Origin of the sequence: Limnobacter sp. (genome assembly GCF_046297615.1) — a bacterium.
Classification (GTDB): Bacteria; Pseudomonadota; Gammaproteobacteria; order Burkholderiales; family Burkholderiaceae_B; genus Limnobacter.
In genome coordinates this window covers 176,670-200,486 of record NZ_JBKBHM010000002.1, presented here as the reverse complement: position 1 = coordinate 200,486, position 23,817 = coordinate 176,670, and the positions used below count along the sequence as shown (strand labels likewise).

19 protein-coding genes are annotated in these 23,817 nt (G+C 56.5%); 8 read left to right on the top strand and 11 right to left on the bottom strand.

What is annotated here, in order from left to right; genetic code table 11:
* Positions 1–25: 25 nt before the first annotated feature.
* Both ACK4FF_RS04855 and trxB read right to left on the bottom strand, forming a co-directional pair.
* A complete protein-coding gene (locus ACK4FF_RS04855) occupies positions 26–688 on the bottom strand; it encodes a Smr/MutS family protein (protein WP_409705279.1) in 663 nt (220 codons plus the stop codon).
* 21 nt (positions 689–709) lie between these two features.
* On the bottom strand, positions 710–1,675 hold the full coding sequence (gene trxB, locus ACK4FF_RS04850; protein ID WP_409705276.1) for a thioredoxin-disulfide reductase: 966 nt from the start codon (positions 1,673–1,675) through the stop codon (positions 710–712).
* 107 nt (positions 1,676–1,782) lie between these two features.
* Here trxB and ACK4FF_RS04845 point away from each other — a divergent pair, with 107 nt between their 5' ends.
* The 4 genes from ACK4FF_RS04845 to serS all read left to right on the top strand — a co-directional run bounded on the left by ACK4FF_RS04845 (position 1,783) and on the right by serS (position 7,554).
* Entirely contained in the window at positions 1,783–4,104 is a 2,322-nt protein-coding gene (locus tag ACK4FF_RS04845) for a DNA translocase FtsK (protein ID WP_409705273.1), read from the top strand.
* 38 nt (positions 4,105–4,142) lie between these two features.
* The gene (lolA, locus tag ACK4FF_RS04840) at positions 4,143–4,805 is read left to right on the top strand and encodes an outer membrane lipoprotein chaperone LolA (RefSeq protein WP_409705270.1); all 663 of its coding nucleotides are present in this window, start codon (positions 4,143–4,145) and stop codon (positions 4,803–4,805) included.
* On the top strand, positions 4,802–6,148 hold the full coding sequence (locus ACK4FF_RS04835) for a replication-associated recombination protein A (RefSeq protein ID WP_409705266.1): 1,347 nt from the start codon (positions 4,802–4,804) through the stop codon (positions 6,146–6,148). The genes lolA and ACK4FF_RS04835 overlap by 4 nt, the downstream gene beginning before the upstream one ends.
* A 119-nt stretch (positions 6,149–6,267) precedes the next feature.
* Complete coding sequence (serS, locus tag ACK4FF_RS04830) at positions 6,268–7,554, top strand: serine--tRNA ligase (protein ID WP_409705263.1); 1,287 nt, start codon at positions 6,268–6,270, stop codon at positions 7,552–7,554.
* A gap of 81 nt (positions 7,555–7,635) precedes the next feature.
* Here serS and ACK4FF_RS04825 read toward each other — a convergent pair whose 3' ends face one another.
* Entirely contained in the window at positions 7,636–8,205 is a 570-nt protein-coding gene (locus ACK4FF_RS04825) for a hypothetical protein (RefSeq protein ID WP_409705260.1), read from the bottom strand.
* Positions 8,206–8,406: 201 nt separating this feature from the next.
* Positions 8,407–8,802, bottom strand: a complete 396-nt coding sequence (locus ACK4FF_RS04820; RefSeq protein ID WP_409705257.1) for a GIY-YIG nuclease family protein — start codon at positions 8,800–8,802, stop codon at positions 8,407–8,409.
* Positions 8,803–9,062: 260 nt separating this feature from the next.
* Here ACK4FF_RS04820 and ACK4FF_RS04815 point away from each other — a divergent pair, with 260 nt between their 5' ends.
* Positions 9,063–9,785 carry an NYN domain-containing protein gene (locus tag ACK4FF_RS04815; RefSeq protein WP_409705254.1) on the top strand — a complete coding sequence of 241 codons (723 nt, stop codon included), beginning with the start codon at positions 9,063–9,065 and terminating at the stop codon, positions 9,783–9,785.
* A 67-nt stretch (positions 9,786–9,852) separates the two neighbouring features.
* Here the strand turns inward: ACK4FF_RS04815 and ACK4FF_RS04810 are convergent, their stop codons facing one another.
* Positions 9,853–11,532, bottom strand: a complete 1,680-nt coding sequence (locus ACK4FF_RS04810; protein ID WP_409705251.1) for an AMP-dependent synthetase/ligase — start codon at positions 11,530–11,532, stop codon at positions 9,853–9,855.
* Positions 11,533–11,720: 188 nt separating this feature from the next.
* On the opposite strand from ACK4FF_RS04810, the gene ACK4FF_RS04805 reads away from it, so the two are divergent.
* The gene (locus ACK4FF_RS04805; protein ID WP_409705248.1) at positions 11,721–13,427 is read left to right on the top strand and encodes a hypothetical protein; all 1,707 of its coding nucleotides are present in this window, start codon (positions 11,721–11,723) and stop codon (positions 13,425–13,427) included.
* Positions 13,428–13,440: 13 nt separating this feature from the next.
* Here the strand turns inward: ACK4FF_RS04805 and ACK4FF_RS04800 are convergent, their stop codons facing one another.
* Genes ACK4FF_RS04800 through queF form a run of 6 tightly spaced genes read right to left on the bottom strand, consistent with a single transcriptional unit; the run spans position 13,441 to position 19,107 of the window.
* On the bottom strand, positions 13,441–15,354 hold the full coding sequence (locus ACK4FF_RS04800) for an ATP-binding cassette domain-containing protein (RefSeq protein WP_409705245.1): 1,914 nt from the start codon (positions 15,352–15,354) through the stop codon (positions 13,441–13,443).
* On the bottom strand, positions 15,351–16,283 hold the full coding sequence (gene prmB / locus ACK4FF_RS04795) for a 50S ribosomal protein L3 N(5)-glutamine methyltransferase (RefSeq protein ID WP_409705242.1): 933 nt from the start codon (positions 16,281–16,283) through the stop codon (positions 15,351–15,353). The genes ACK4FF_RS04800 and prmB overlap by 4 nt, the downstream gene beginning before the upstream one ends.
* The gene (locus ACK4FF_RS04790; protein ID WP_409705239.1) at positions 16,280–16,642 is read right to left on the bottom strand and encodes an ArsC/Spx/MgsR family protein; all 363 of its coding nucleotides are present in this window, start codon (positions 16,640–16,642) and stop codon (positions 16,280–16,282) included. The genes prmB and ACK4FF_RS04790 overlap by 4 nt, the downstream gene beginning before the upstream one ends.
* 8 nt (positions 16,643–16,650) lie before the next feature.
* Complete coding sequence (dapD, locus tag ACK4FF_RS04785) at positions 16,651–17,481, bottom strand: 2,3,4,5-tetrahydropyridine-2,6-dicarboxylate N-succinyltransferase (protein WP_409705236.1); 831 nt, start codon at positions 17,479–17,481, stop codon at positions 16,651–16,653.
* Positions 17,478–18,671, bottom strand: a complete 1,194-nt coding sequence (gene dapC / locus ACK4FF_RS04780) for a succinyldiaminopimelate transaminase (protein WP_409705233.1) — start codon at positions 18,669–18,671, stop codon at positions 17,478–17,480. The genes dapD and dapC overlap by 4 nt, the downstream gene beginning before the upstream one ends.
* 16 nt (positions 18,672–18,687) lie before the next feature.
* Positions 18,688–19,107, bottom strand: a complete 420-nt coding sequence (gene queF, locus ACK4FF_RS04775) for a preQ(1) synthase (RefSeq protein ID WP_409705230.1) — start codon at positions 19,105–19,107, stop codon at positions 18,688–18,690.
* A gap of 118 nt (positions 19,108–19,225) precedes the next feature.
* On the opposite strand from queF, the gene smc reads away from it, so the two are divergent.
* Positions 19,226–22,750, top strand: a complete 3,525-nt coding sequence (gene smc / locus ACK4FF_RS04770) for a chromosome segregation protein SMC (RefSeq protein ID WP_409705227.1) — start codon at positions 19,226–19,228, stop codon at positions 22,748–22,750.
* Positions 22,747–23,805 (top strand): hypothetical protein, encoded by a 1,059-nt coding sequence (locus ACK4FF_RS04765; protein WP_409705224.1) that lies wholly within the window; start codon positions 22,747–22,749, stop codon positions 23,803–23,805. The genes smc and ACK4FF_RS04765 overlap by 4 nt, the downstream gene beginning before the upstream one ends.
* Positions 23,806–23,817: the final 12 nt, after the last annotated feature.

Here is a 23,817-nt window from a genome sequence, read left to right as displayed (position 1 = left end):
GGGTGTCCTTGTTCTTGTTGTGGCGTTAGTTTGATTTGGCCTTCAGGATGACCAGCAAAGCGCCGGCCCCGCCGTCGCGCGGCGGTGCTTGGCAAAAAGCGAGCACTTCATCTTTCTGTACCAACCATCGCTTGACTTTGTCTTTCAGGACCGGCTCTTTCCCAACCGAGCCCAAGCCCTTGCCATGAATAATGCGCACGCAACGGTGGTCCTGCTTCACGCTGTCGCGAAGAAATTCCGCCACTGCGGTGCGCGCTTCGTCGGTGCGCAAACCATGCAGGTCAATTTGTGATTTGATCACCCACTTGCCGCTTCGCAGGCGTTTCAAGGCATCAAGGCCAATGCCACTGCGCCGGTAACTGAGCTTGTCGTCTGTTTCCAGAAAACGCTCAACATCCATGTGGTCGGAAATGCTTTCTTCAAGCACGCGCTCATCGTCCAATTCGCGCTGGCGGGCAATGGGGGGTGGCTTAGGGCTGTCCAGGCTGGCCCGGTTGGCTTGGGGCAGGGGTTTGACGTCCTGCACATGCCGCTGGAAGATTTGGGCCTCTTCCAGCCGCTTTTTTTCAGCTTCGGCCCGCAAGCGGGCCTGGCGTTCTTCTTCAAGGCGCTGGTCTTTCAGTGCCTTGCCGAAGTTGGCCAAGTCCTCAAGCGAACCTAGCCGGGTCATGGAACGACTGCCTGGCATGACCGGTACTCCTTGAGGTGTTTAGCCTTCCTGAGCTTCCAGCCAACGCTGGGCGTCCAGCGCGGCCATACAACCCGTGCCTGCACTGGTGATGGCTTGGCGGTACACATGGTCCTGAACGTCACCGGCGGCAAACACACCCTCGGTGCTGGTCATGGTGGCCAAGCCATTCAAACCGCTGCGGGTGACAATGTAACCACCCTTCATCTCAATCTGGCCTTCAAAAATGTCGGTGTTGGGCTTGTGGCCAATGGCCACGAACACGCCTTGAACCGGCACGTCTTGGGTGGATTGGTCAGCGGTGGACTTGATCCGAATGCCCGTGACTCCGGAGTCGTCACCCAGCACCTCATCCAGCACATGGTTCCACTTGACCTCGATCTTGCCTTCCTTGACCTTCTCCATCAATTTGTCGATCAGGATCGCTTCGGCCTTGAACTTGTCTCGGCGGTGAATCACGGTGACCTTGCTGGCGATATTGCTCAGGTACAAAGCTTCCTCTACGGCGGTATTGCCACCACCAATAACCGACACCGCTTGGTTGCGGTAAAAGAAACCGTCACAGGTGGCGCAGGCTGAAACGCCTCGGCCCATGAAGGCTTCTTCCGAGGGCAGGCCCAAATACTGCGCGCTTGCGCCGGTGGCGATGATCAGCGCATCACAGGTGTAAGTACCGCTGTCGCCTTCCAGAACGAAAGGACGCTGGGCCAGTTTCACGGTGTGAATGTGGTCGAACACGATTTCCGTGTTGAACCGCTCCGCGTGTTCCAGAAAACGCTGCATCAATTCCGGGCCTTGCACGCCATGCACGTCCGCAGGCCAATTGTCGACTTCAGTGGTGGTCATCAACTGGCCGCCTTGGGCAAGGCCGGTGATCAGCACGGGGTTCAGGTTCGCACGCGCTGCGTACACCGCCGCGGTGTAGCCTGCGGGGCCCGAACCCAGAATCATGACTTTGGCGTGGCGGGTTTGACTGGAACTGCTCATGGGATCCTCTTTTGCGCTTCAATTGGGTTGGGGGCTCACAATCGTCCCCGTTCTTTGTCAGAATACAGGCTTCAATTATATGCCGCATTGCGGTCGAACCTCATCCTGTGAATTCTCGCACCTCACAAAACAATGGCACCCTTCGCGCCAGCAAATTGCTGCTGGAAGTTCGCTGGCTGGCCATGCTGGTTCTGTCGATCTACCTGTTCCTGATTCTGGTGTCGCACAACCCCGCCGATGACAGCTGGTCACACGCCTCTGGCAGTGGTGGTTACAGCAATTTTGGTGGTGCCATCGGGGCACACCTGTCCGATGTCCTGTTTTTTCTGGCTGGTTACAGTGCCTACACGCTGTTGGCTGTGTCGATGCTGCACCTGTGGCGCATCCGCAAACAGGTGGAAACCATTGAGCTTCCGGGTTTCGATGAGCCTCTGCCCAAGTGGCTGCCCTGGGTTCAACCGGTTGGCTTTGCCTTGATGTGGCTTGGTTTGATGGGGCTTGAATCCCTGTCCATTTTTTCAGCCAATTCACTGCCCGCCGGTGCTGGGGGGGTGATCGGCCAAAGCCTGAGCAAAACATTGGTGCAACTCACCGGTCTGTCTGGCGGTGTCATGCTGCTGCTGTTGATGTTTGCTGCGGGGGTTAGTGGCTTTCTGGGCATGAGTTGGGCCGCCATGGCCGAGCGCGTGGGCTACTGGATTGAACTGCTGTTCGGTTCTGGTCGCTCAGCGGTGGATGCTTATTTCGACCGCAAAGAAGGCAAAAAGGTGGCGCAAGCCCGTGTGGAAATCGTGGAGAAAAAACGCGAGGAATTCCAGGAACACAAGCCCATTCGGATTGAACCTGCCGCCAAGCCTGTAGAGCCTTCCGTGCAGGCTATCAAGGAGAAACAGCAGCCCCTGTTTGCAGACTTGGCCGATTCAGAGTTGCCGCCGCTGGGCTTGTTGGACGACGCCCCTGCCAAGCAGGAAACCGTGTCGGCTGACACCCTGGAGTACACCTCACGCCTGATCGAGAAAAAGCTGGGCGATTTTGGGGTTCAGGTTCAGGTGATGGCAGCCCAGCCCGGCCCTGTGATCACGCGCTTCGAGGTGGAGCCAGCGGCCGGTGTGAAAGGCTCTCAGGTTGTGAACCTGGCCAAAGACCTGGCGCGTGCACTAAGCTTGAACTCGGTGCGGGTGGTGGAAACCATTTCCGGCAAAAACCTGATGGGACTGGAGTTGCCCAACCCGCGCCGCCAAGTGGTGAAACTCACCGAAATCTTGAGTTCGCAAGTGTGGAGCAACTCAAAATCGACCTTGACCATGGCCTTGGGTAAGGACATTTCCGGCACGCCCATCGTTGCAGACTTGGCAAAAATGCCCCACCTGCTGGTGGCCGGTACCACCGGCTCAGGTAAATCAGTGGGGATCAACGCGATGATCCTGTCGCTGCTGTACAAAAGCAGCCCGGAAGAGGTTCGCTTGATCCTGATCGACCCCAAGATGCTGGAAATGAGCGTCTACGAAGGCATTCCCCACCTGTTGTGCCCCGTGGTCACCGACATGCGGCAAGCCGCCAATGCCTTGAATTGGGCTGTTGGCGAAATGGAAAAACGCTACCGCCTGATGAGTAAACTGGGCGTTCGGAACTTGGCGGGCTACAACACCAAACTGAATGAAGCGAAAAAGAACGGGCAGAGCATTCCAAACCCGTTCAGCCTAACCCCTGATGCGCCAGAGCCTTTGGACGTGCTGCCCACGGTCGTGATTGTGATCGACGAGCTGGCCGACCTCATGATGGTGGTGGGCAAAAAAATTGAAGAATTGATTGCCCGCTTGGCCCAGAAGGCCCGGGCGGCGGGCATTCACCTGATTCTGGCCACCCAGCGCCCATCGGTGGATGTCATTACTGGCCTCATCAAGGCCAACATTCCCACCCGAATTGCATTTCAGGTGTCATCCAAAGTCGATTCCCGCACGATTCTTGACCAAATGGGTGCAGAAGCCCTGCTGGGGCAAGGCGATATGTTGTATCTGCCACCGGGCAGCGGTATGCCACAACGGGTGCATGGCGCGTTTGTAACAGATGACGAGGTGCACCGAGTTGTCGAGCACCTGAAAGAGAAGGGCGGGGAGCCGAACTACATTGAAGGTATTCTCGAAGGCGGCACGGCTGAAGAGGGCGGCAACGCCAGCATGGACGCCACCGCAGGCAGCTTTGATGGCGAGAAAGACGCCCTTTACGACCAAGCCGTGGCTGTCGTTCTCAAGCACCGGCGGGCCAGTATTTCCTTTGTTCAACGACACCTTCGGATTGGCTACAACCGCGCCGCGCGCCTGCTGGAAAGCATGGAATCAGCGGGCTTGGTGTCGGCAATGCAGTCCAACGGGAACCGGGACATTCTGGTGAGGTCTGAAGCAGGACAGGACGAAGATTCCCCGTTCTAACCGCAGCCACGGATCAACCATTCACAGGTAAAGCAGCTTTGAATTCACTCAGACAGTTTTGCGACCACACTGCCAAGGCCTCTAAATCGGTGTATTTGGCCTTGGGCCTCAGCCTTGTATCCACGCTTGCCGTAGCAGCAGGGCCGGCTGAGCAGGCCCTGCAGGCCTTCAGCAAAAACCGTGCGTACGCGCAAGGCCAGTTCAGCCAAGTGGTGGTGTCGGCCAGTGGTGCCGTCAAACAAAAAGGCACTGGTGAATTCGCATTCTCGCGACCGGGCAAGTTCCGCTGGGAAATTCAGAAACCCTATCCACAGCTTATCGTGGCCGATGGGCAGAATGTGGTGTCTTATGACCCCGACATGATGCACGCCACCCGCAAACCGATTGGCAATGCGCTGGACTCAACACCCGCAGCCTTGTTGTTCGGCACCCAAGACATCAATACCCTGTTTGTGGTCAAAGACGAAGGCATTAAAGAGGGCAAAGCGTGGTTGAGTGCCAAGCCCAAAGACAAGGAAAATCTCTTCGACACGGTGCGGCTGGGTTTTCAGGATGGTTTGCCGGTTCAACTGGACATTGTTGACGCACTGGGCCAAACCACCAAGCTTGAGTTGAAAAACTGGAAGTTTGATGTGAAAAGGCCCGCCTCGGACTTTGCATTCAAGGCCCCGCCCGGCGTGGACCTGATTGAAACCAAATGACAGGCGACTTGTTCGGCGACTCAAGCCCTGAAGGCAACAGCAACGCCTCGCCCAAGCTTGCCGCTGAACACGCCCCATTGGCCGAGCGGCTGCGCCCCAAAAGCCTCGATGAAGTGGTGGGGCAGCGCCACCTGATTGGCCCCGGCAAACCGCTGTCGGCCATGATGCAACAAGGCCAGCTTCATTCCCTGATTCTCTGGGGGCCACCCGGCGTTGGAAAAACCACTTTGGCAAGGCTGTTGGCCCAAGGGGCAAAGGCCCGCTTCATTGCCTTGTCCGCAGTGCTGTCTGGGGTGAAAGAAATTCGCCAAGCCATTGAAGAAGCGCAATTGAACCAGCGGCAAGGCCAAAAAACCACGCTCTTCATCGATGAAATTCACCGCTTCAACAAATCCCAACAAGATGCCTTGTTGCCATTTGTTGAGTCTGGTTTGGTCACCTTTCTTGGCGCAACCACAGAAAATCCGTCATTCGAAGTGAATTCGGCCTTGTTGTCCCGCTCGCAGGTTTATGTGCTGGAATCGCTGAAGGCGGACGATTTTCAGGCGCTGGCCGACAAAGCCTTGGCCCACCATCAGCGTCGGTTGTCTTTGGCTGAAGACGCCTTGGCCGCTCTGTGTACTTATGCCGATGGTGATGCGCGGCGTTTCCTCAACCTGTTGGACCTCCTCATCGTTCAGGCCAGCCACTTGGGGCATGACACCCTGACCTTGGCGCTGATGACCGAACTGGCCCCAGCGCAGATTCGCCGGTTCGACAAGGGGGGCGATGCGTTTTACGACCAGATCTCGGCCTTGCACAAAAGCGTCCGGGGTTCAGACCCAGATGCAGCCCTGTATTGGTTTTGCCGCATGCTGGACGGTGGCGCCGACCCCAGATACCTCGCACGTCGAATTGTGCGAATGGCCTGGGAGGACATCGGTTTGGCAGACCCGCGCGCCATGACCCTGTGCAACGAGGCCGCTCAAACCTACGAGCGCCTGGGTAGCCCTGAAGGCGAGCTTGCTCTTGGGCAGGCCGTGATTTACCTGGCCATCGCCGCCAAAAGCAACGCAGGCTACAACGCCTACAACCAGGCTAAGGTACTGGTGAAGAACACGGGCAGCCTTCCCGTGCCCATGCACCTGCGCAACGCGCCCACCCAACTGATGAAGCAATTGGGCCATGGGCAAGGTTACCGTTATGCGCACGACGAACAGGATGGCTTTGCCGCCGGTGAGGTTTACTGGCCCGACGGGATGGCACCTGCGCCACTGTACCAACCCACAGACCGTGGCCTCGAAGCAAAAATTGCAGAAAAGATGGCGTGGCTGGCCCAGCGCAACCGCAACGCCAAGCCCTGACAGGGGTTTGTCCACTTATCTAAGGCCTGTTTGCTGAATTTAAGCAGGCACACCGCTGCATACAAGGCGCAATTCGGTAACATCACGGTTTTGGTTTCGGTGTACCGAACAGGCAACCCATGATTGACATTCAGCTTCTCCGCAAAGACCTCGATGCCGTGTCCAGCCGCTTGGCTGCCCGTGGCTATGTGCTTGATACCGAGCAATTTCTCGCGCTTGAAGGGCAGCGCAAACAGTTGCAGACCCGAACTGAAGAACTTCAGGCCCGCCGCAACAGCCTGTCCAAGCAAATCGGGCAACTGAAGTCCAAAGGCGAGGATGTGTCCGGGGTCATGGCTGAAGTCGCAGGCTTGGGCGATGAACTGAAAAACAATGAAACTGCGCTGGCCCAGTTGCAAGACACGCTCAACGCCTTTTTGCTGACTGTTCCCAACATTCCTCACGAGTCCGTGCCTGTCGGCAAGTCAGAGGCTGACAATGTGGAATTGCGGCGCTGGGGGCAACCTCGCCAATTCGATTTTGAGGTGAAAGACCATGTGGATGTGGGCACGCCTTTGGGCCTGGACTTTGAACGAGCTGCCAATTTGTCCGGTTCCCGGTTTGCGGTGCTGAAAGGCCATGTCGCGCGTTTGCATCGTGCCTTGGCCCAGTTCATGCTCGACACCCACACCCAAGAACACGGCTACACCGAGCATTACACACCGTATATTGTTCGTGCTCAAACGCTGCAGGGCACGGGGCAATTGCCCAAGTTTGCCGACGACTTGTTTTCGGTCAAAAAAGGCGGTCAAACCGAGGAATCTGAGCCTTTGTACCTCATTCCCACAGCCGAGGTGACCTTGACCAACCTGGTGGCTGATCAAATCCTGAAGCACGACGAATTGCCCGTCAAAATGACCGCCCATTCGCCCTGTTTTCGCAGCGAGGCGGGCAGTTACGGGCGAGATGTTCGCGGCCTGATTCGCCAGCACCAGTTCGACAAAGTGGAGATGGTGCGAATCGAGCACCCTGACCAGTCCTACGCGGCACTGGATGAAATGACCCAACACGCTGAGCGTATTCTGCAGAAACTGGAATTGCCCTACCGAGTGATTGTGCTGTGCACCGGCGACATGGGTTTTGGTGCCACTCGCACCCACGACATTGAGGTGTGGTTGCCCGCCCAGAACACCTACCGTGAAATTTCCTCGTGCTCCAACTGCGAGGGTTTTCAGGCACGCCGCATGAAAGCGCGTTTCAAGAACGAGGCTGGCAAAACCGAGTGGGTTCACACCTTGAATGGTTCCGGTCTGGCGGTTGGGCGCACCTTGGTAGCTTTGCTGGAGAATCACCAGCAACAAGACGGCTCCCTTCGCATTCCGGAAGCCCTTAGGCCTTATCTAGGCGGTGCCAGCCAGTTGGGCTAAGCACCCATCCATGAAAAAACCCAGGCGGTCGGCCTGGGTTTCCGGAGCATAAAAGCGACAGTGCTGGGCTTGTGCCTGCGCTTAAGCACCCACCGTGGCCTTGATGGCTGCCAAAAAGCGTTCACTCTGTGTCACGTTGTGCACGGTTGCCTCAATGCCATGACGGGCGCTGGCCAAGCGGACGAAACGTTCCATTCGGCGTTGCTCATGTTTATTCCAGCGGATGGTGAAGGACACGATGCGGTTGTCGTCGATCCAGACATTGCTGGGTTTCAGGAACATGAAATCACCCAATGCTGCCTTGGGCAGCCCAGGATACCCACTGGCGTCTGTGCCCTTGAACTGCACCAGCAGGGGGGTACCAGAAATGAGCCAAGTGCCGTTGTCGATGGCATCGCAGAAAATGGAACAGGTGGACCATGTCAGGCCGCTGTAGCGCACCATGAACGCCAAACGGGACTCTTCAAAATTGTCAGTGAGGTCAGAGCCAACTGCTGCCAAGTCTTCAGGCCGCACTTTGAGGGAAAGAAGCTCTTGTTCCAGGGTGCTGAACGCCACTGTGTTGCGAACAGCGTCAGGAATAGGTTTGACCTGTAGCCAATGAAACAGGCAGTAGGACCTGGTCAAACGTTCTGCAATCGATGAGGTCATGGGATGCTCCAATCCGCTAAATAGCCTGCCCAATTGTGTTACTGCACCGTTGCTATAACGGATTCAACTCAATTGTAGGCTACTACTTGGTGTGTCATCCCGGCGAAAAGGTTTCAAAGTCTGCTGAGCAAGTTCGCTTCTGTAGAGGCTTATGAAACGCAGAAGCCCGGGCCTGGACCCGAGCTGTTGAAGCGGAACGCCTTACGCGGCGCGTTCCTGAAGGTTTCCACTATTTTCCACGCCACTTTTCTCGGCTTGTTCATGGAGGAATTGGGGCAGCAGATCCTCCCAATCCGGGTTAAGCGACTCGATAAGGAGCAGACGCATGTCACGGGGCCAGTTGCGAACACGTCGCAAACGGGCCACGAATTTCTCATGGTCATGCCACACCTCAAAATACACAAGGCGGTCAAGCCTGTGATAGTGGGCGTAATCTCGGCGCAGGCCCTGCTTGTGTTCATCCATGCGCAATTGAAGGCAATCGGTGTCGCCCAGGTACAGCGGCCCGTTGGGCTTGCTGTTGGACAGAATATACAGCCAGTAACTTGGGGCTTGACCCACGCTCTGGGTTACAGCCATTAGCTGGTCGGTGCTCAATTCATCCTCCAATTCAAGAAATCAGACAACCACGCCACTACAGCAATACGAAGGTGATTCACAGGGCAAAAACAGTAAGTATTGTGCGGTGCATTGTAAGTCGTTTACTGACACCGGGTGATTTTGCATACCTCTTCGGAGTAGCAGCCCTAGCTACATTTGACGGACCATTGGTGTTAGGATATAAGAGCCGGTATAATTATCAATTACCCAGAATTTTTTATTTAACAATTTATATCTTTTTATATCAAGGACTTACAATGCTTACTGCCATTCTGGTTGATGGTCCGTTCTTTATTCGACGCATTCGCCAAATTTTCCCAGCTTCGGTGCATTACGACGCCAAAATGATGGCGGACTTGGTTTGGCGGCTGTCTGCGGCGCATTTGTTCGAGCGCAACCAACCCAAACGGCACCTGTTTCGCATTTTTTTCTACGACACGCCAGTGTCCAGCCAACGGGTGACTTTGCCGGTTTCCCGCCAAAGCATTGATTTGTCTAAATCCAAGGAGGGTCAGTTCCGTAATGCCTTCCAGCGCCAGTTGCAACGCAAGCGGAAATTGGCTGTTCGGTTGGGTGAACCGGTGGACGTAGACAGCTGGAAACTCAATGAGGACGCGATGGCGGACCTTTTGGGCAAGAAGATTTCAGTGGACGACTTGGCGGATGAAGATTTCTCCCCTGACAGCCACGCCAAGGGCATTGAGCTGCGCATGGGTGTTGATTTGGCCACGCTGGCCTACAAACGCCAGGTGCAACAGGTGGTTCTGCTCACGGGCGACGGGGCTTTTTCAAGTGCGGCTGAGTTGTTGCGTCATGAGGGCATTGACGTGGTGCTCGATCCGATGTGGCAGAACATTTCCGAAGACTTGTTCTCCTTCATTGATGGCTTGCGCTCGACCTGTCCGCCACCAGACAGGGCCGTGGATTTCCTGGCCCGAATCAACAGCGACAGTTTCGATCACGAAGAAGTCAGCCCTTGAATGTTTCTCAAGTGACAAAAAACCCGCCAACCGGCGGGTTTTTTTATGGCTGCTGATCCAAAAAGGCTCAGTCTGTCAGTCCTTCTGCATAGAGGTCGTCAATACGGTCCTTGAAAGCTTCCACCACTTTCTGGCGTTTCACCTTCAGGGTGGGCGTCAACAGCCCATTGTCCACCGTCCAGGGTTCTTTGGTGGTAATGATGCGGCGCACACGAATGTAGCGGGGCAGGTGTTGGAGTCGTTCGTTGGCGCGCTTGATCAGTTCTTTTTCATTGGAATTGGCGGTGACGGCGATCAGCCCGATGAATGGGCGGCCTTCGCCAACCAAGACGATTTGTTCGAAAACATCGTCACCAATGATGGCAGTCTCGGCGTCCTGTGGTGAAAATTTCTCGCCGTTGGACAGCACCATGATGTCTTTGATGCGGCCACGAATAAAGATTCGACCGTCTTTGAGTTCAGCCACATCACCCGTGTGCAGCCAGCCATCCGCGTCGATCGCCTTCTGGGTGGCCTCTTCGTTTTCCCAGTAACCCATCATGATGTTGGGGCCACGGGCCAGCAATTCATCTTGTTCGCCCAGCCGCACTTCAACGTTGGGCAGCGGCGCACCCACGGATTCCGGCACATTGCCCTCGGGGCGGTTGACTGAAATCACGGGGCAGGCTTCAGTCATGCCATAGCCGTGCAGAATGGGTAGCCCCATGGCGATAAAGCATTTGGCGATGGTGCTGTCCAGCGCGGCGCCGCCGACCACAGCGAGGCGAAGGCGCCCGCCCAAACGCTCCAAAATGGGCTGGGCCACCTTGGCACGAAGCAGGGGAAGCTGGAAGTGGTCCATGATGCCGCCTTGCCCTTGTTCCATGCGCCAACCCACCTCTACAAGCTTCTCGAAGGCGCGCTTTTTCAGGCGAGAGTCTTTCACCGACGATTGAATGCGCCCATAGAATTTCTCGAAAATTCGGGGCACAGCAAACAGCACGGTGGGTGCTTGGGTGGCCAAATCTTCGGGCAATTGGTTGATGCCTCGGGCGTACACCACCTTGGCACCCACTCTGAGGGGAAGGTAGTAACCGCCGGTGCGCTCGAACATGTGGGACATTGGCAGGAACGACAGAAACACATCATCAGGCTTGGCGATGTCGAGCTTGAAGCAACTTTCAACGTTGGCCATCATGTTGTTGTGGGACAGCATGACGCCCTTGGGGCGGCCACTGGTGCCCGAGGTATAGCAGATGGTGGCCAGTGTGTTGTCGGGCAAGTCCACCAGCTCCATGGGCTCCAGGTTGCGTTCAAGGTTGCTCAGCAGAGCCAGGGCGTTGTCGATGCCCCCTTCGGCGGTTTCGATATCCGACTTGATGGAGAGAATGCGAACGTCAGCTAACCCTTCTTTCAGCAGGTTGCGGCCAATTCGGTCATTCTCGACCACCACGGCCCGCGCGCCTGAATTCTGGATGCAGTAGGTGATGTTGCTGGCGTTGTCGTCGACGTACAAAGGCACAGACACCAAGCCCATGGCCAATGCGGCCAGGTCATACGCAACCCAGTGAACGCTGTTTTTCAGGCAGATGGCCACACGGTCACCGGGCTGCAAGCCCATTGAGCGGAAGAAACTCTGCCAGTTGCGGGCCAAATCGATCATTTCGATGGCCTTGAACTCCACCCATTCATTGTCGATGAACTGGCGGTAGAGCACGCGATTGGGGGTGGATTCGTGTTGCGTCAGAAACGTGGCGACGTTCGCCATGGTGGTCTCCCTTTTTTGTCGTTCTAATCGTTGCGGGTGCTAGTTTACTTAACAGTAATATCGATTTGAAGAACGCCCGTTCTAGTTTTGATCTAACCAATTCGTACTAGGTCAATGCAAGGATACCTGAGCCCAAGGGGCAGTGGGTATGCTGGACGCACGATCAAACTCGACCGGACTGCATTTCCATGTTGCCTCTTCGATTGCACCGCCGTACTGGCACTGCTCGGCACTTGTGGGCCTTTGTGCTCCTTGGATTGTGTGTCCAAGGGGCTCAGGCGTTCCAGTTCGATCCGCTCTACGGTCAAAGCCGCATGGGCGAGCCTCTGCGGCTAAGGGCGGCCATGAATTGGCAAGGGGAGGATGCAAAGGGCCTACAAGCCAGTTGTATGCGTGCTTCGCTCAGCGCCGTGGGGGTTAATGCGGCGGACGTGGAGCCACTGACGCTGAGTGTTGAGTTGGAAAACAGGACTGCAACCAAAGCCACGGTCAGCCTTCGGTCGGCAAGGGGTGTAGATTGGCCTTCAGGGCGAATTGTGCTCCGTTCAGAGTGCCCTTTGCAGGTGTTTGAGGTCAGTTGGACCATCATGCTGGACGAACCAAAGCCAGTAACGCCGCCAGCCGCCGTTGGCCAACAGCGGCAGGTTTTGGCTGATTTTTCGTGGGCCCAATCGCGTTTGTTGAACCAAAGCCCTGCGCAGTCCAAGTCGGTCACTGTACAGGGAGGCTTGAAACAGGCGAGGGCTCGCCCCACTGAACCAGCGCATGACAATCAATACAAGGCTGTCAGCCCGGGTGGGGCGGCCATGCCTGCATCGCCCGTGCAAGGAAAAAGCAAAGAGTTACAAGCAAAAACCAGCGAGGACAGCCCTCAAGGTGGCGTGCAAGTGGTGGCTGCGCCGATGTCTCCCATGACCATGAGCCGGCCAGTGCAGCCACCGAACGACTTGGCTCAGTTAGACCCGCCCACACCAGCGTCCGGGCAATCACTGACCGGGCTGGTTGACAGTCTGCTGCCCTTGATACTGACCGCTTTGGCTGGCGGTGCAATGTTGTTGTTGGGCGCGTGGTTGTGGAGCAAAAGGACCCAACTGAGTTTCAAGAAGGCCAGTGTTGCTGAACCTGTGGTGATGCGGCGCAGCAATAATGAGCCTGCTTTGTATGAAGAGATTCTGCAGCAACGCGAGCAGGCCATGAGCAGCCTGAGCGACGCTTCGGCTGAACAGGCTGTGGACGACGGATTTGATGGTGATGACATTGTGTTGTCGTCCAGGCCCAGCGCCGATGTCGCAGGCGCGCCCACCCCATTGATGGTGAGCACTTTGATTGGCGACGAGGCCCATCTGAGTGGCGAGCAGGCACAAACCAACAATGCTCCCACGTTTGACTTGAATTTGAACACGCGCAACCCATCACTGGTGTATTGCCTGTCGCTGGTTCAGCGGGCCGGTGCGTCACCCTGGGCTTTGCCACCCGGCTATCAAGAGTTGATTCAGGACCGTAATTTGAGTTTGACGCAATCCACTGGGGTGGATTCATGGCGCTTGCGGATTGCATTGGGCCTGACGGAGTTGGCGTTCCAGGAAGCCCGGCGTATGCGTCAACTGGAGTATCTGATTGTCGAAGAGTTCCTCACCGAGGTGGCCCCCAAAGACACCAGCTTGGCCAGCCTGATGGCCCAGTCCCCGGTGTTGACGCCCGATTTGATCGTCAGCCACCTGAGGTCCAAGGTGCTTGAGGATTCGAACCCCAGCGTTCAGCAGGTGTTCCGCACAAACCTGGAAGCGTTGCCTGAGTTGTGCGACCAGGCCCGTACGGTGTTGATGTTCACCGATTGGGCAGAAGTGATTGGGCAGGTGTGTGTGGGTAGTGCAGGCAGCTTGGCCGCCCATTGAGCGCGCGCTTAATTCAGGCGCTCAAACCCAGCACGGATTCCAGTTCTTCAATGCTCACCATGGACTCGATCAACTGGTTTTCGCAATCATCAAGTTCGGCCTGACTGGCTTGGCGTTGTTGCTCCAGCGCCTGACCCTGACGAGCGCCCTCGGAGGTGGCGTAATCGATTGCTTCAAGCTGTTGATGCAGTTGCGCCAACTTCGCCTCCAGTTCGACTTGGGATTTCTCCAGTTTCTTGATCTGGTTTTTCAACAACTTGAGGCGTTGATGTTGGTCGGCGCGTTCCGCTTTGCTAACTGCCACCGCTTGGGCAGCCGGCGGTTTACTGGCTGACGCGGCTTGATTGTTGCTGGCCGCTTCTTTGCGCAGCATGAGGGCGTAATCATCCAGATCACCATCAAACTCGGTGACGGCACCGTCATGGACCCGCCAATAGGTGTCAGTGATGGATTCCAGCAAATGCCGGTCGTGAGACACCATGACCAAGGCACCGCCGTATTCCAGCAGGCTATGCACCAAGGCTTGGCGAGTGGCCATGTCCAAGTGGTTGGTTGGCTCGTCCAACAGCAGCAGGTTAGGGCGCTGATAGGCCAACAGCGCAAGGGCCAAGCGGGACTTTTCTCCGCCGGAAAAATGACCCGTGTTCTGGTTGACTTGGTCGTCCCGGAAATCAAATCGGGCCAGGTAGTCACGCAAGTTCTGTTCGCTGGCCTGTCGGTCCAAACGAATCATGTGGGTCAGTGGGCTGGCATCGGGGTCCAGGGACTCAATTTGGTCTTGGGCAAAATAGCCATACACCAAGCCCTTGCCTTCAACACGATCGCCTTCAACCAAGGGCAATTCGCCCAGAATACTGCGCACCAGGGTTGTTTTTCCGTTGCCGTTGGCCCCCAGTAAACCAATTCGATCGCCTGGGCGAATCTCAAGCCGCACCCGTTTGAGAATAGGGGTGCCTCCCGGGTAGCCGCAGTCAGCGCCATTCAACACCACCAAGGGGTCGGGGCTTTTTTGTGGCTCAAGGAACGGAATCGACACCATGCGCTCCATCTGCATGCTGTCCATGATCTGAATCTTTTCAAGTCGCTTGGCCTTGCTTTGGGCTTGTTTGGCCTTGCTGGCTTTGGCTTTGAAGCGGTCAACAAATTGCTGAAGCTTTTGGCGCTCGGCCTGCGCCTTTCGGTTTTGCTGGTCGATCTGCTCGGCCCGCATGGCGAAGGTGCGTTCAAAGGTCGAGTAGTTGCCGGTGTATTTGGTGAGCTTAGCTTGATTCAGGTGAACAATGTGCGTGCAGACTTGGTCCAGAAATTCCCGATCGTGGGAAATGACCAGCACAGTCGTGTCCGCGTCACGAATCCACTGCGCCAGCCAAATCACCGCCTCAATGTCAAGGTGGTTGGTGGGTTCGTCAAGCATCACCAAATCAGCCCGCGAACCCAACACTTTGGCCAGGTTCATCCGCATTTTCCAGCCGCCAGAAAACTCACCCACCTTGCGTTGAAGGTCGGCAGGCTTGAAACCCAAGCCATGCAGAATACTGGCCACTCGGCTTTCGGCTGTGTAACCGTCCAAGGTATCCAGGCGTTCGTAAAGGTGGGCAATCCGTTCCTGCTCGCCGGTGGCTTGGGCCTGCGCAATGGCTTGCCGAACTTCAAACAGTGCGCGGTCGCCTTGAAGGGCGTAGTCCAGCACGGTCAATTCCGTGGCGGTGACTTCTTGGTCAATCCATGACACAGACCAGGTTTTTGGCAGGTCCAGTGAGCCGGCTTCCAGTGGAAGATGACCCAGCAGGGCGGAGAAACAGGTGGATTTTCCGGCGCCGTTGTGACCAATCAACCCCACTTTTTCCTTGGGAAACAGCGTGAGATCAGCACCATCCAGGATGGTTTTGGCCCCACGGGCCAAGCTGACGCCTGAAAACTGGATCATTCCTGAAAGCCTTCGATCAATTCATCCCGAGAGATCATGAACACCTGTTCCTCGCCCGCTGACACACTCAGCCAAGTCACGGGCAGGTTGGGGTAGGCTTCTTCAAAGTAAGGGCGCTCGTTGCCCAGTTCCAGCACCAACATGCCTTGCTCGGTCAGGTGGTCGGGGGCCTGTCGCAAAATGCGATCAATCAAGTCCATGCCTGTTTCACCCCCGGCAAGGGCCATGCGCGGCTCATGCAGGTACTCGGGCGGCAAGGCCTTCATGGATGATTCGTTCACGTAAGGCGGGTTGGAAATGATGAGGTCGAACTGGCGGCCATCCAGGCTGTCGTAAAGGTCACTTTGCACCACGCTGACCTGGTCGTTCAGTTGATGCAACTCGATGTTTTTACGCGCAATGGCCAGGGCATCTGTGGACAGGTCAACGCCCACCACTTCACTGAATTCGAACGCTTGCGCGGCAAGTATGGCCAGGCAACCCGAGCCCGTACACATGTCCAGAACCGTTCCAATTTCATCAGGGTTTTGGACCCAGGGAGTCAATTGGTCAGCCAGCAGTTCAGCAATGAACGATCGGGGAATAATGACGCGACTGTCGACCACGAAGCGCTGGCCCTGAAGCCATGATTCGCCGGTGATGTAACTGGCTGGCTTGCGGTCATGGATCCGTTGTCGCAACCAGTTGGCGAGCAAATGATGCTCGGCCTCGGTCAGCCGCGCATCCCAAAACGGCTCCATGGTTTCAATCGGCAAGTGCAGCGCGCTTTGAACCATATAAATGGCTTCGTCCAAGGCATTGGTTGAGCCGTGGCCGAAAAACACGCCACCCTTGTTCATTTCCGTGACGAACAGGCGGACCCAGTCACGAACGGTTTTAAGGTTGCGGGCATCGGGCACCCAGGCGTGTGACGATTCACCAGCCATCATGACTCTCCATCAAAACGGGTTTGGCCGATCGTCCACTGGCCTTGGAAAAACACCACAGGCCGCTTGATGACTGACGGCTTCTCAAGGGCCAGCGCGATGGCTCCAGCTGGGCTGTCAGCAGCGGCTTTCGCAGCGTCATCCAACTGCCGCCAGGTGGTCCCTTTGCGGTTGATTACGCGTTCAGCGCCAAAGACTTCAATCCATTGGGCCAGCAAGTCGCTTGTAACCCCCTGTTTTTTGAAGTCATGAAACTCAATACGCGCTCCCACCGACTGCAAACTGACCAAAGCCTTTTTGACACTGTCACAGTTGGGAATGCCGAACACCTGCGCGTCGGCTGTTCCGGTCGTTTTGGACATGGTCGAACTTATTCTGCGCTGCGCAGCAGTTCGTTGATGCCGGTTTTTGCGCGGGTTTTGGCATCCACCTGCTTCACGATCACGGCGCAATACAGGCTGTATTTGCCGCAGGCGGAGGGCAGAGAACCACTCACCACCACAGAACCGGCGGGAATGCGGCCGTAAGTGACTTCACCGGTTTCACGGTTGTAAATCTTGGTGCTTTGGCCGATGTACACGCCCATGGAAATCACAGAATTTTCTTCGACGATCACACCTTCCACCACTTCGGAACGCGCGCCAATAAAGCAGTTGTCCTCAATGATAGTGGGGTTGGCTTGAAGGGGTTCCAACACCCCGCCAATGCCCACACCGCCTGAAAGGTGCACGTTTTTGCCAATCTGCGCGCACGAACCTACGGTGGCCCAAGTGTCGACCATGGTGCCTTCATCCACATACGCACCAATGTTCACATAGCTGGGCATCAGCACCACATTCTTGCCAATGAAGCTGCCACGGCGGGCGACAGCGGGCGGCACCACGCGGAAGCCACCTGCCTTGAAGTCTTCTTCGGTGTAGTTGGCGAATTTGCTGGGTACTTTGTCGTAAAACTGGGTGAAACCACCTGCGGGCATGGGTTTGTTGTCTTCAAGGCGGAAAGACAGGAGCACTGCCTTTTTGATCCACTGGTGGGTGACCCATTCGCCATTTTCCTTGGAGGCCACACGCAGGCTGCCCTGGTTCAATGCCTCCAGTGTGGATTGAACAGCAGCGCGTACGTCAGCCGGCGCCTTGGAAGGGGTAATCTCGGCACGGTTTTCCCAGGCTTGTTCAATCAGAAGTTGGGTGGCGTTGCTCATTGTTGATGTCCTTTGTTCAGAAAGTGTTTAATGCGGTGGGCTGCCTCGTCGCATTCCTGCTTTGAAGCAACCAGTGCAATTCGAATGTGACCGTCGCCCGGGTTAATGCCGTCCTGGGTGCGGCCCAGGAAACTGCCGGGCAACACGGTAATGTGCGCCTCTTGAAACAAACGCTTTGCAAAATCGGTGTCGGAACCGGGCACTTTAACCCAGAAGTAAAAACCGGCTTTGGGGATGCTTAGGGGAAGTGACTCCCCCAATATGTGCTGGAATGATTCGAACTTGGCCCGGTACTGGGCTCGGTTGTCAGCCACGTGGGCTTCGTCTTTCCAGGCTGCCACACTGGCTGCCTGAACCGTGGTGGACATGGCGGACCCATGGTAAGTGCGATATCGCAAAAATCGGCCGATCAAGTCGCTGTCGCCGGCCACAAAGCCCGAGCGCAAACCTGGCGCATTGGAGCGTTTGGACAGACTGGAAAACACCACGATATTCTTGAATTCGGAACGGCCCAAGCGGGCTGCGGCCTCAAGCGCACCAATGGGTGGCTCATCTTCATTCAGGTAGATTTCGGAATAACATTCGTCCGAAGCCAGCACAATGTCGAATTCATCAATCAAATCAAACAGCTTTTCCCAGTCCGCCAAGGTGTACACCGCGCCGGTGGGGTTGTTGGGCGAACACACATACAGCAGCTTGGTTTGTGACCAAGTGTTTGGGCTGACTGTCGAGAAATCGGGCAGGCCTGTGTCTGGGTGAATGTTGACGAAGACCGGTTCGGCCCCCCCTAAAAACGTGGCGCCTTCGTAAATCTGGTAAAAAGGGTTTGGAAATAGAACCTTGGAGCCAGCTTCCGCTCCATCAAGCACCACCTGTGCAAATGCAAACAGGGCCTCGCGAGAGCCCAGAATCGGCAACACTTGGGTGTCGGGGTTCACAGTGGCGCCAAAGCGGCGGTCAATCCACTGGGCCAGGGTCTGTCTGATTTCAAGCAATCCTTGAGTCCCCGGGTACACGGCCAAACCATCGAGGTTGTCAACCAGGGCTTGTTTCAGCAACGCCGGGGTTGGGTGCTTGGGCTCACCAATAGACAGGTTGATGTGGGCCAAGCCCCCATCATGCACAGCCCCGGCGAACAAGGCCCTGAGCCGCTCAAAAGGGTAGGGCTGTAATTTGTCGATGTTTTTCATGGTGCCCGTACCGGGGTTAACCCCGCGTGGGGTTCATGGTGGAAATCTGATCCAGGTCAACGCGCGGTGCAGGAACCCAGCCCGCCTGGCGGTGTTCAGCAACCACAGTGGTGTAGACACCACCACGAACGTACCACTTGGCCGTCAGTTTCATGTAACGGGGGTCGGTTGCGGCCACCAAATCGTCCAGAATCTTGTTGGTGACGGCTTCGTGAAAGGCACCTTCATCCCGATAGGACCACATATAGAGCTTCAGGCTCTTGAGTTCCACGTTCTTTTGGTCCGGCAGGTAATCAATCACCAGGGTGGCGAAGTCCGGCTGGCCGGTCAACGGGCACAGACAGGTGAATTCCGGTACCTCAATATGGACGTGATACGGCCGGTCCGGGTTGGGGTTAGGGAAGGTTAGAAGTTCTCGACTGGGCTTGGTGCTCATGATTCGGGTGAGTGTGAGGCTTAATGGGCAAAGGCTTTGCTATTATAAGGCGGCAGGCTTGGTGGCATTGGCGCCGGGCCGTTTTTTATTCGTTCTATCCACCACATTTCCAAGCATCGTGCGCCTAACCCACATTCGACTTGCCGGTTTCAAATCTTTTGTGGAGCCCACGTCCTTCGCCGTGCCCAGCAATCTGGTGGGCGTTGTAGGCCCCAACGGTTGTGGCAAATCGAACATCATCGATGCTGTTCGTTGGGTGCTGGGCGAATCCAAGGCTTCTGAACTGCGTGGCGAATCCATGCAGGACGTGATCTTCAACGGCTCCACCAACCGCAAGCCCGCATCACGGGCCAGTGTGGAGTTGGTGTTTGACAATACAGAGGGCCGGGCTGGCGGTAGCTGGAACCAGTACGCAGAGATTTCCGTTAAGCGGGTGTTGACCCGAGATGGCCAATCCACTTACTACATCAACCAGCAAGCTGTTCGGCGGCGCGATGTTCAGGACATCTTTCTGGGCACCGGTCTTGGCCCCAGGGCCTACGCCATCATCGGGCAGGGCATGATCGCCCGCCTGATCGAGGCGCGCCCTGAAGAACTGCGGGTGTTTCTGGAAGAAGCCGCAGGGGTGTCCAAATACAAGGAACGACGACGCGAGACCAGCAACCGCCTGCAAGACACGCACGACAACCTGACACGGGTTGAGGATATTCGCCGCGAATTGGGCTCGCAAATTGAACGGCTTGAACAGCAGGCGACTGTCGCCCGCCAATACAAAGAACTGGAAGAAAACCGCAATCTCAAACAGCGATACCTGTGGACGATGCGCCTGAACGAGGCGCGTGAACAACAGAACAATGGCCGCGCCCGAATGGAGCGCGCCAAAGCTGACCTGGAACAGATTCAAGCCAAATCCGTCAGCACACAAACTGAGTTGTTCACCTTGCGCAGCCAACAGATTGACGCGCAGCAGCAGTTGGAGAATGACCAGTCCCAGTGGATTGAGTCTAATCGCGAAGTCAGTCGCCTTGAGGCGGATATCCGGGTGATGGCAGAAAGCCGCAGCCGCTTGTCGGCCCGTTTGGCTGAACTGGCTTTGGAAGTCACGTCCTGGAAGGACCGGGAGGAAGAGGCGCTCATGCGCTTGGAGTCTCTGTCTGCCGGGGTCGAAGACCAAAAAGCACTGCTCGAAGAACTGACCATTGCGATGGAAGAGGCCGAAATGGCCGTGCTGCCGGCCGAAGAACTGTTGGGGCAGGCCCGCGAACGTGTTGATCAGCAGCGTGGTGTTGTTCAAAACATCCAGCGCGAACTGAGCTTGGTGTCGTCGCAACAGGAATCCGCCAGCCGGGCGGAGGCGGGCATACAAACCAAACTGGAGCGCCTTGACACTGAGAAAAAGCAGATTTCAGCCCCCTCCAGCGCCGAATTGCAGGACTTGACCAGCCGTGTCGATGGCTTGAAGCTCGACCTTGAAGAGGCCCAAGGCCACCTGGCGGTTCAAGAAGACAACTTGGGCGATGTCCAAGCCCAGCTTGAGCAGGTTCAAACCGCCTTCAACACTGAACGCGACAAACACGCCAATGCGCAAGCACAGCTCAACGCGCTGGAGCAGTTGAACCAGCAAGTGATGGAAAGCCAGGAGCTCAAACCCTGGGTCGAGGCCAGTGGGCTTCAAGGCACGCCCAGGCTGCTGGACCGCATTCAAGTGGAGCGTGGTTGGGAGAGGGCACTCGAGTCTGCTTTAAGGGAAGCGTTGGACAGCTTTCAGGTCAGGTCACTGGACATGGTGACCGGTTTCGCCAACCGTCCGCCCCCCAGCCGCGTGTCATTTCTTGAATCGGGCCACGATACCGGGCCAGATCTTCCCGTGGGGCCAGATGACCTGTCCAGTGTGGTCAAGTCCCCGGACAAAGCCAGCCATCAGGCGGTCTGTCGTTTGTTGGCCGGCGCATTGATGGCGCCCGACCTGCAAACAGCCATCGGCAAGCGGCGCAGTCTTCAACCAGGGCAAAAGCTGTTCACCCCCCAAGGGCACTGCGTGACGGCAACTTCAGTCAGCTTCTATGCAGCAGAAAATGCGCAAGCTGGCCGGCTGGAGCGCCAACAGCAAATCGACGCACTGCGAACAGAGCTGCGCGCCTTGGACATGCTGAAGAATGAATCTCAGGGCAAGAGGGACCACCTTCAGTTGAAGGTTAATGAGCTGAAAGCAGCGGTCACCCAAGCCCGCCAGCAGGTTGAAAGCCTGACGCGCCGCCAGCACGAAGCGCAGGTTCAGTTGATCCGCCTGCAGGAGCTTGAAAGCCGCGCCAACAGTCGGCGCGAGCAGATTGAACTGGACTATGCAGTGCTTCAATCGGAACTGGAAGAGCAGCGCGCCATTCTTTTGGAATCAGAAGACCGATACGCCGCGCTGGACGAACAACTGGCCACGGCCAGCGATGCGCTGGAGGCCCTGAAAGACAAAGTAACCGATGCTGAACAAGGGCTCAGGGACCGTCAGCTTCAGGTGCAGGCGGCCTTGCGCAAAAAACAGGATGCCGAATTCGACATTCGCAACCAAGCGTCCCGCACCCAAGAGTGCGAACGTGACATTGCCTTCGCCAAAAGCCAGTTGAGTGCACTGATGCAACGGCAAGCGGCCGCGACGCAGGAAATGGCAACCCTGTCCGAACAGGAAGCCCAAGACGCTTTGCAACTGGCCCTGGAAGACCGGGTGATTGCTGAGGAGAAAGTGGCGGTGTCCCGCGATGCCCTCGAGCAAATCATGGGCAAAGTGTCTGCACTGGAGCGTCAGGAAAAAGAGAGCGATCAGCAAGCCGAACCCCTGCGCGCCCAGATTCAGGAATGGGCCCTGAAGGTGCAGGCTGCAGAAATGACCATCGAGCAATACCAGACTCAACTGGACGAGGTTCAGGCCGATGTTGAAGCGGTCACCCGGGAGCTCCAGGCCATGGAAATTCCGTTCAAGGTGTCTGTGCTTCAGGCCGAAGTCACCCGCTTGAACAACAGCATGCAAGACTTGGGCGCTGTTAACCTGGCCGCGCTGGAGGAACTGTCTGCGGCCACCGAGCGAAAAACCTTCCTTGACCAGCAGGCTGACGACCTGATTGAAGCCATGACCACGCTGGAAGATGCCATCCGCCGCATCGACAAGGAAACCCGCGACCTGTTGCAAGAAACCTTCAATGTGGTGAATAGCCATTTCAGCCGATTGTTCCCCAAATTGTTTGGGGGCGGCGAGGCCCGCTTGGTGATGACCGGCGATGAAATTCTTGACGCTGGCGTTCAGGTGTTTGCCCAACCACCCGGCAAGAAAAACGGCACCATCCACCTGCTGTCGGGTGGCGAAAAAGCGTTGACTGCCACCGCATTGGTGTTTGCGATTTTTGAATTGAACCCGGCCCCGTTCTGCTTGCTGGACGAGGTTGACGCACCGCTGGACGACGCCAACACGGAACGATTCTCCAACCTCGTGCGTCAAATGTCTGAACAGACCCAGTTTCTGTTCATTTCCCACAACAAAATCGCCATGGAAATGGCGGAGCAGTTGATTGGTGTCACCATGCAGGAGAAAGGCGTTTCCCGCATTGTGGCCGTTGACTTGGCTGCTGCTGAAAAAATGGCATCTGAAACCGTATGAATGACCTTCAAATGACCCTGTTGTTGGTGGGTGGCGGCGGCATCATCGCCATGATTGCGTACAACTGGTGGCAAGACCATCGCCTGCGCAAGCAAGCCAGCGAACGATTTGGCGACAACATCGAAGACCCGCTGCTGGGCGGCGGTGTTCAAAAATCACGGTCCGAACCGATTCTTGTCTCAGGCTCACTGGATGAGCCTGCAACCGACGAAGACCCACGGCAGGGCGATGCAGCAGACCCTACGCTGGCCAACGAGATGGCGCCAGCGCTGGACCGCCGGCTCTTCGTTGATTTCATCATTCGGTTTGACGAGCCTCAAGATGAAAACTGCTGGCATGCGCTGTGTGCCAGCTTCAATCAAATCAACAAAAAGCGAATTGTGTACAGTGCTGGAATCGTCCCCAACGACTCCGAGCAGGATGCCCTTTGGTTCAAACATTCGCCCTTCAAGGGCATGGCCAACGCACTCCGCGTCAGCGTTCAACTGGCCAACCGCAAAGGCCCTTTGACAACCATTGAGTTTTCAGAGGTGCTGAGCAAACTTCGCCGCTTCGCCGAAGACCGGGGAGGCGAAGTCGAGTTTCCAGAGATGAAAGACATCGTCTCGAAAGCTGAGACGCTGGACCAAGCCGCCGCAGCTTTGGACACCCTGCTGGGCTTGCATTGCTTGGTGGCAGACGACATTCCTGAAGCCGATTTGCAACAAGCGCTCAGCAAAGCAGGTTGGGTACAGGCTGGTCACCATTGGGAATTGACCGACGAAAGCGGCCCGCTGGCCACCATGGTGGTTCACAATGCCCCGGGCAAACGCCTGCTGAGTTTTAACATTGATGTGCCTGCCAGTGCCGACCCTGTGAAATCACTCAGTGAAGTCGTGACGGTGTGCCACGGTTTCAATACCGATTACGGCGCCCCGTTGATGGACGACTCCGGCCGCACCCTCAACACCCAGGCCATTGAGGGTATTTACACCCAGCTGATTGATCGTGTGAGGAACCTGACGGACTCAGGCTTCAAGCCGGGCGAAGAGGTTGCCCGCACCCTGTTTTCCTGACCGGCTGGCCCG

Excerpts from the sequence above, each read along its gene's own strand:
- ACK4FF_RS04765 (WP_409705224.1), top strand. The coding sequence starts at position 22,747 with ATGAATGACCTTCAAATGACCCTGTTGTTGGTGGGTGGCGGCGGCATC.
- dapD (WP_409705236.1), bottom strand. The coding sequence starts at position 17,481 with ATGAGCAACGCCACCCAACTTCTGATTGAACAAGCCTGGGAAAACCGT.
- ACK4FF_RS04855 (WP_409705279.1), bottom strand. The coding sequence starts at position 688 with ATGCCAGGCAGTCGTTCCATGACCCGGCTAGGTTCGCTTGAGGACTTG.
- ACK4FF_RS04805 (WP_409705248.1), top strand. The coding sequence starts at position 11,721 with ATGTTGCCTCTTCGATTGCACCGCCGTACTGGCACTGCTCGGCACTTG.
- ACK4FF_RS04815 (WP_409705254.1), top strand. The coding sequence starts at position 9,063 with ATGCTTACTGCCATTCTGGTTGATGGTCCGTTCTTTATTCGACGCATT.
- queF (WP_409705230.1), bottom strand. The coding sequence starts at position 19,107 with ATGAGCACCAAGCCCAGTCGAGAACTTCTAACCTTCCCTAACCCCAAC.
- ACK4FF_RS04800 (WP_409705245.1), bottom strand. The coding sequence starts at position 15,354 with ATGATCCAGTTTTCAGGCGTCAGCTTGGCCCGTGGGGCCAAAACCATC.
- trxB (WP_409705276.1), bottom strand. The coding sequence starts at position 1,675 with ATGAGCAGTTCCAGTCAAACCCGCCACGCCAAAGTCATGATTCTGGGT.
- ACK4FF_RS04790 (WP_409705239.1), bottom strand. The coding sequence starts at position 16,642 with ATGTCCAAAACGACCGGAACAGCCGACGCGCAGGTGTTCGGCATTCCC.
- ACK4FF_RS04810 (WP_409705251.1), bottom strand. The coding sequence starts at position 11,532 with ATGGCGAACGTCGCCACGTTTCTGACGCAACACGAATCCACCCCCAAT.
- ACK4FF_RS04825 (WP_409705260.1), bottom strand. The coding sequence starts at position 8,205 with ATGACCTCATCGATTGCAGAACGTTTGACCAGGTCCTACTGCCTGTTT.
- ACK4FF_RS04835 (WP_409705266.1), top strand. The coding sequence starts at position 4,802 with ATGACAGGCGACTTGTTCGGCGACTCAAGCCCTGAAGGCAACAGCAAC.
- dapC (WP_409705233.1), bottom strand. The coding sequence starts at position 18,671 with ATGAAAAACATCGACAAATTACAGCCCTACCCTTTTGAGCGGCTCAGG.
- serS (WP_409705263.1), top strand. The coding sequence starts at position 6,268 with ATGATTGACATTCAGCTTCTCCGCAAAGACCTCGATGCCGTGTCCAGC.
- prmB (WP_409705242.1), bottom strand. The coding sequence starts at position 16,283 with ATGATGGCTGGTGAATCGTCACACGCCTGGGTGCCCGATGCCCGCAAC.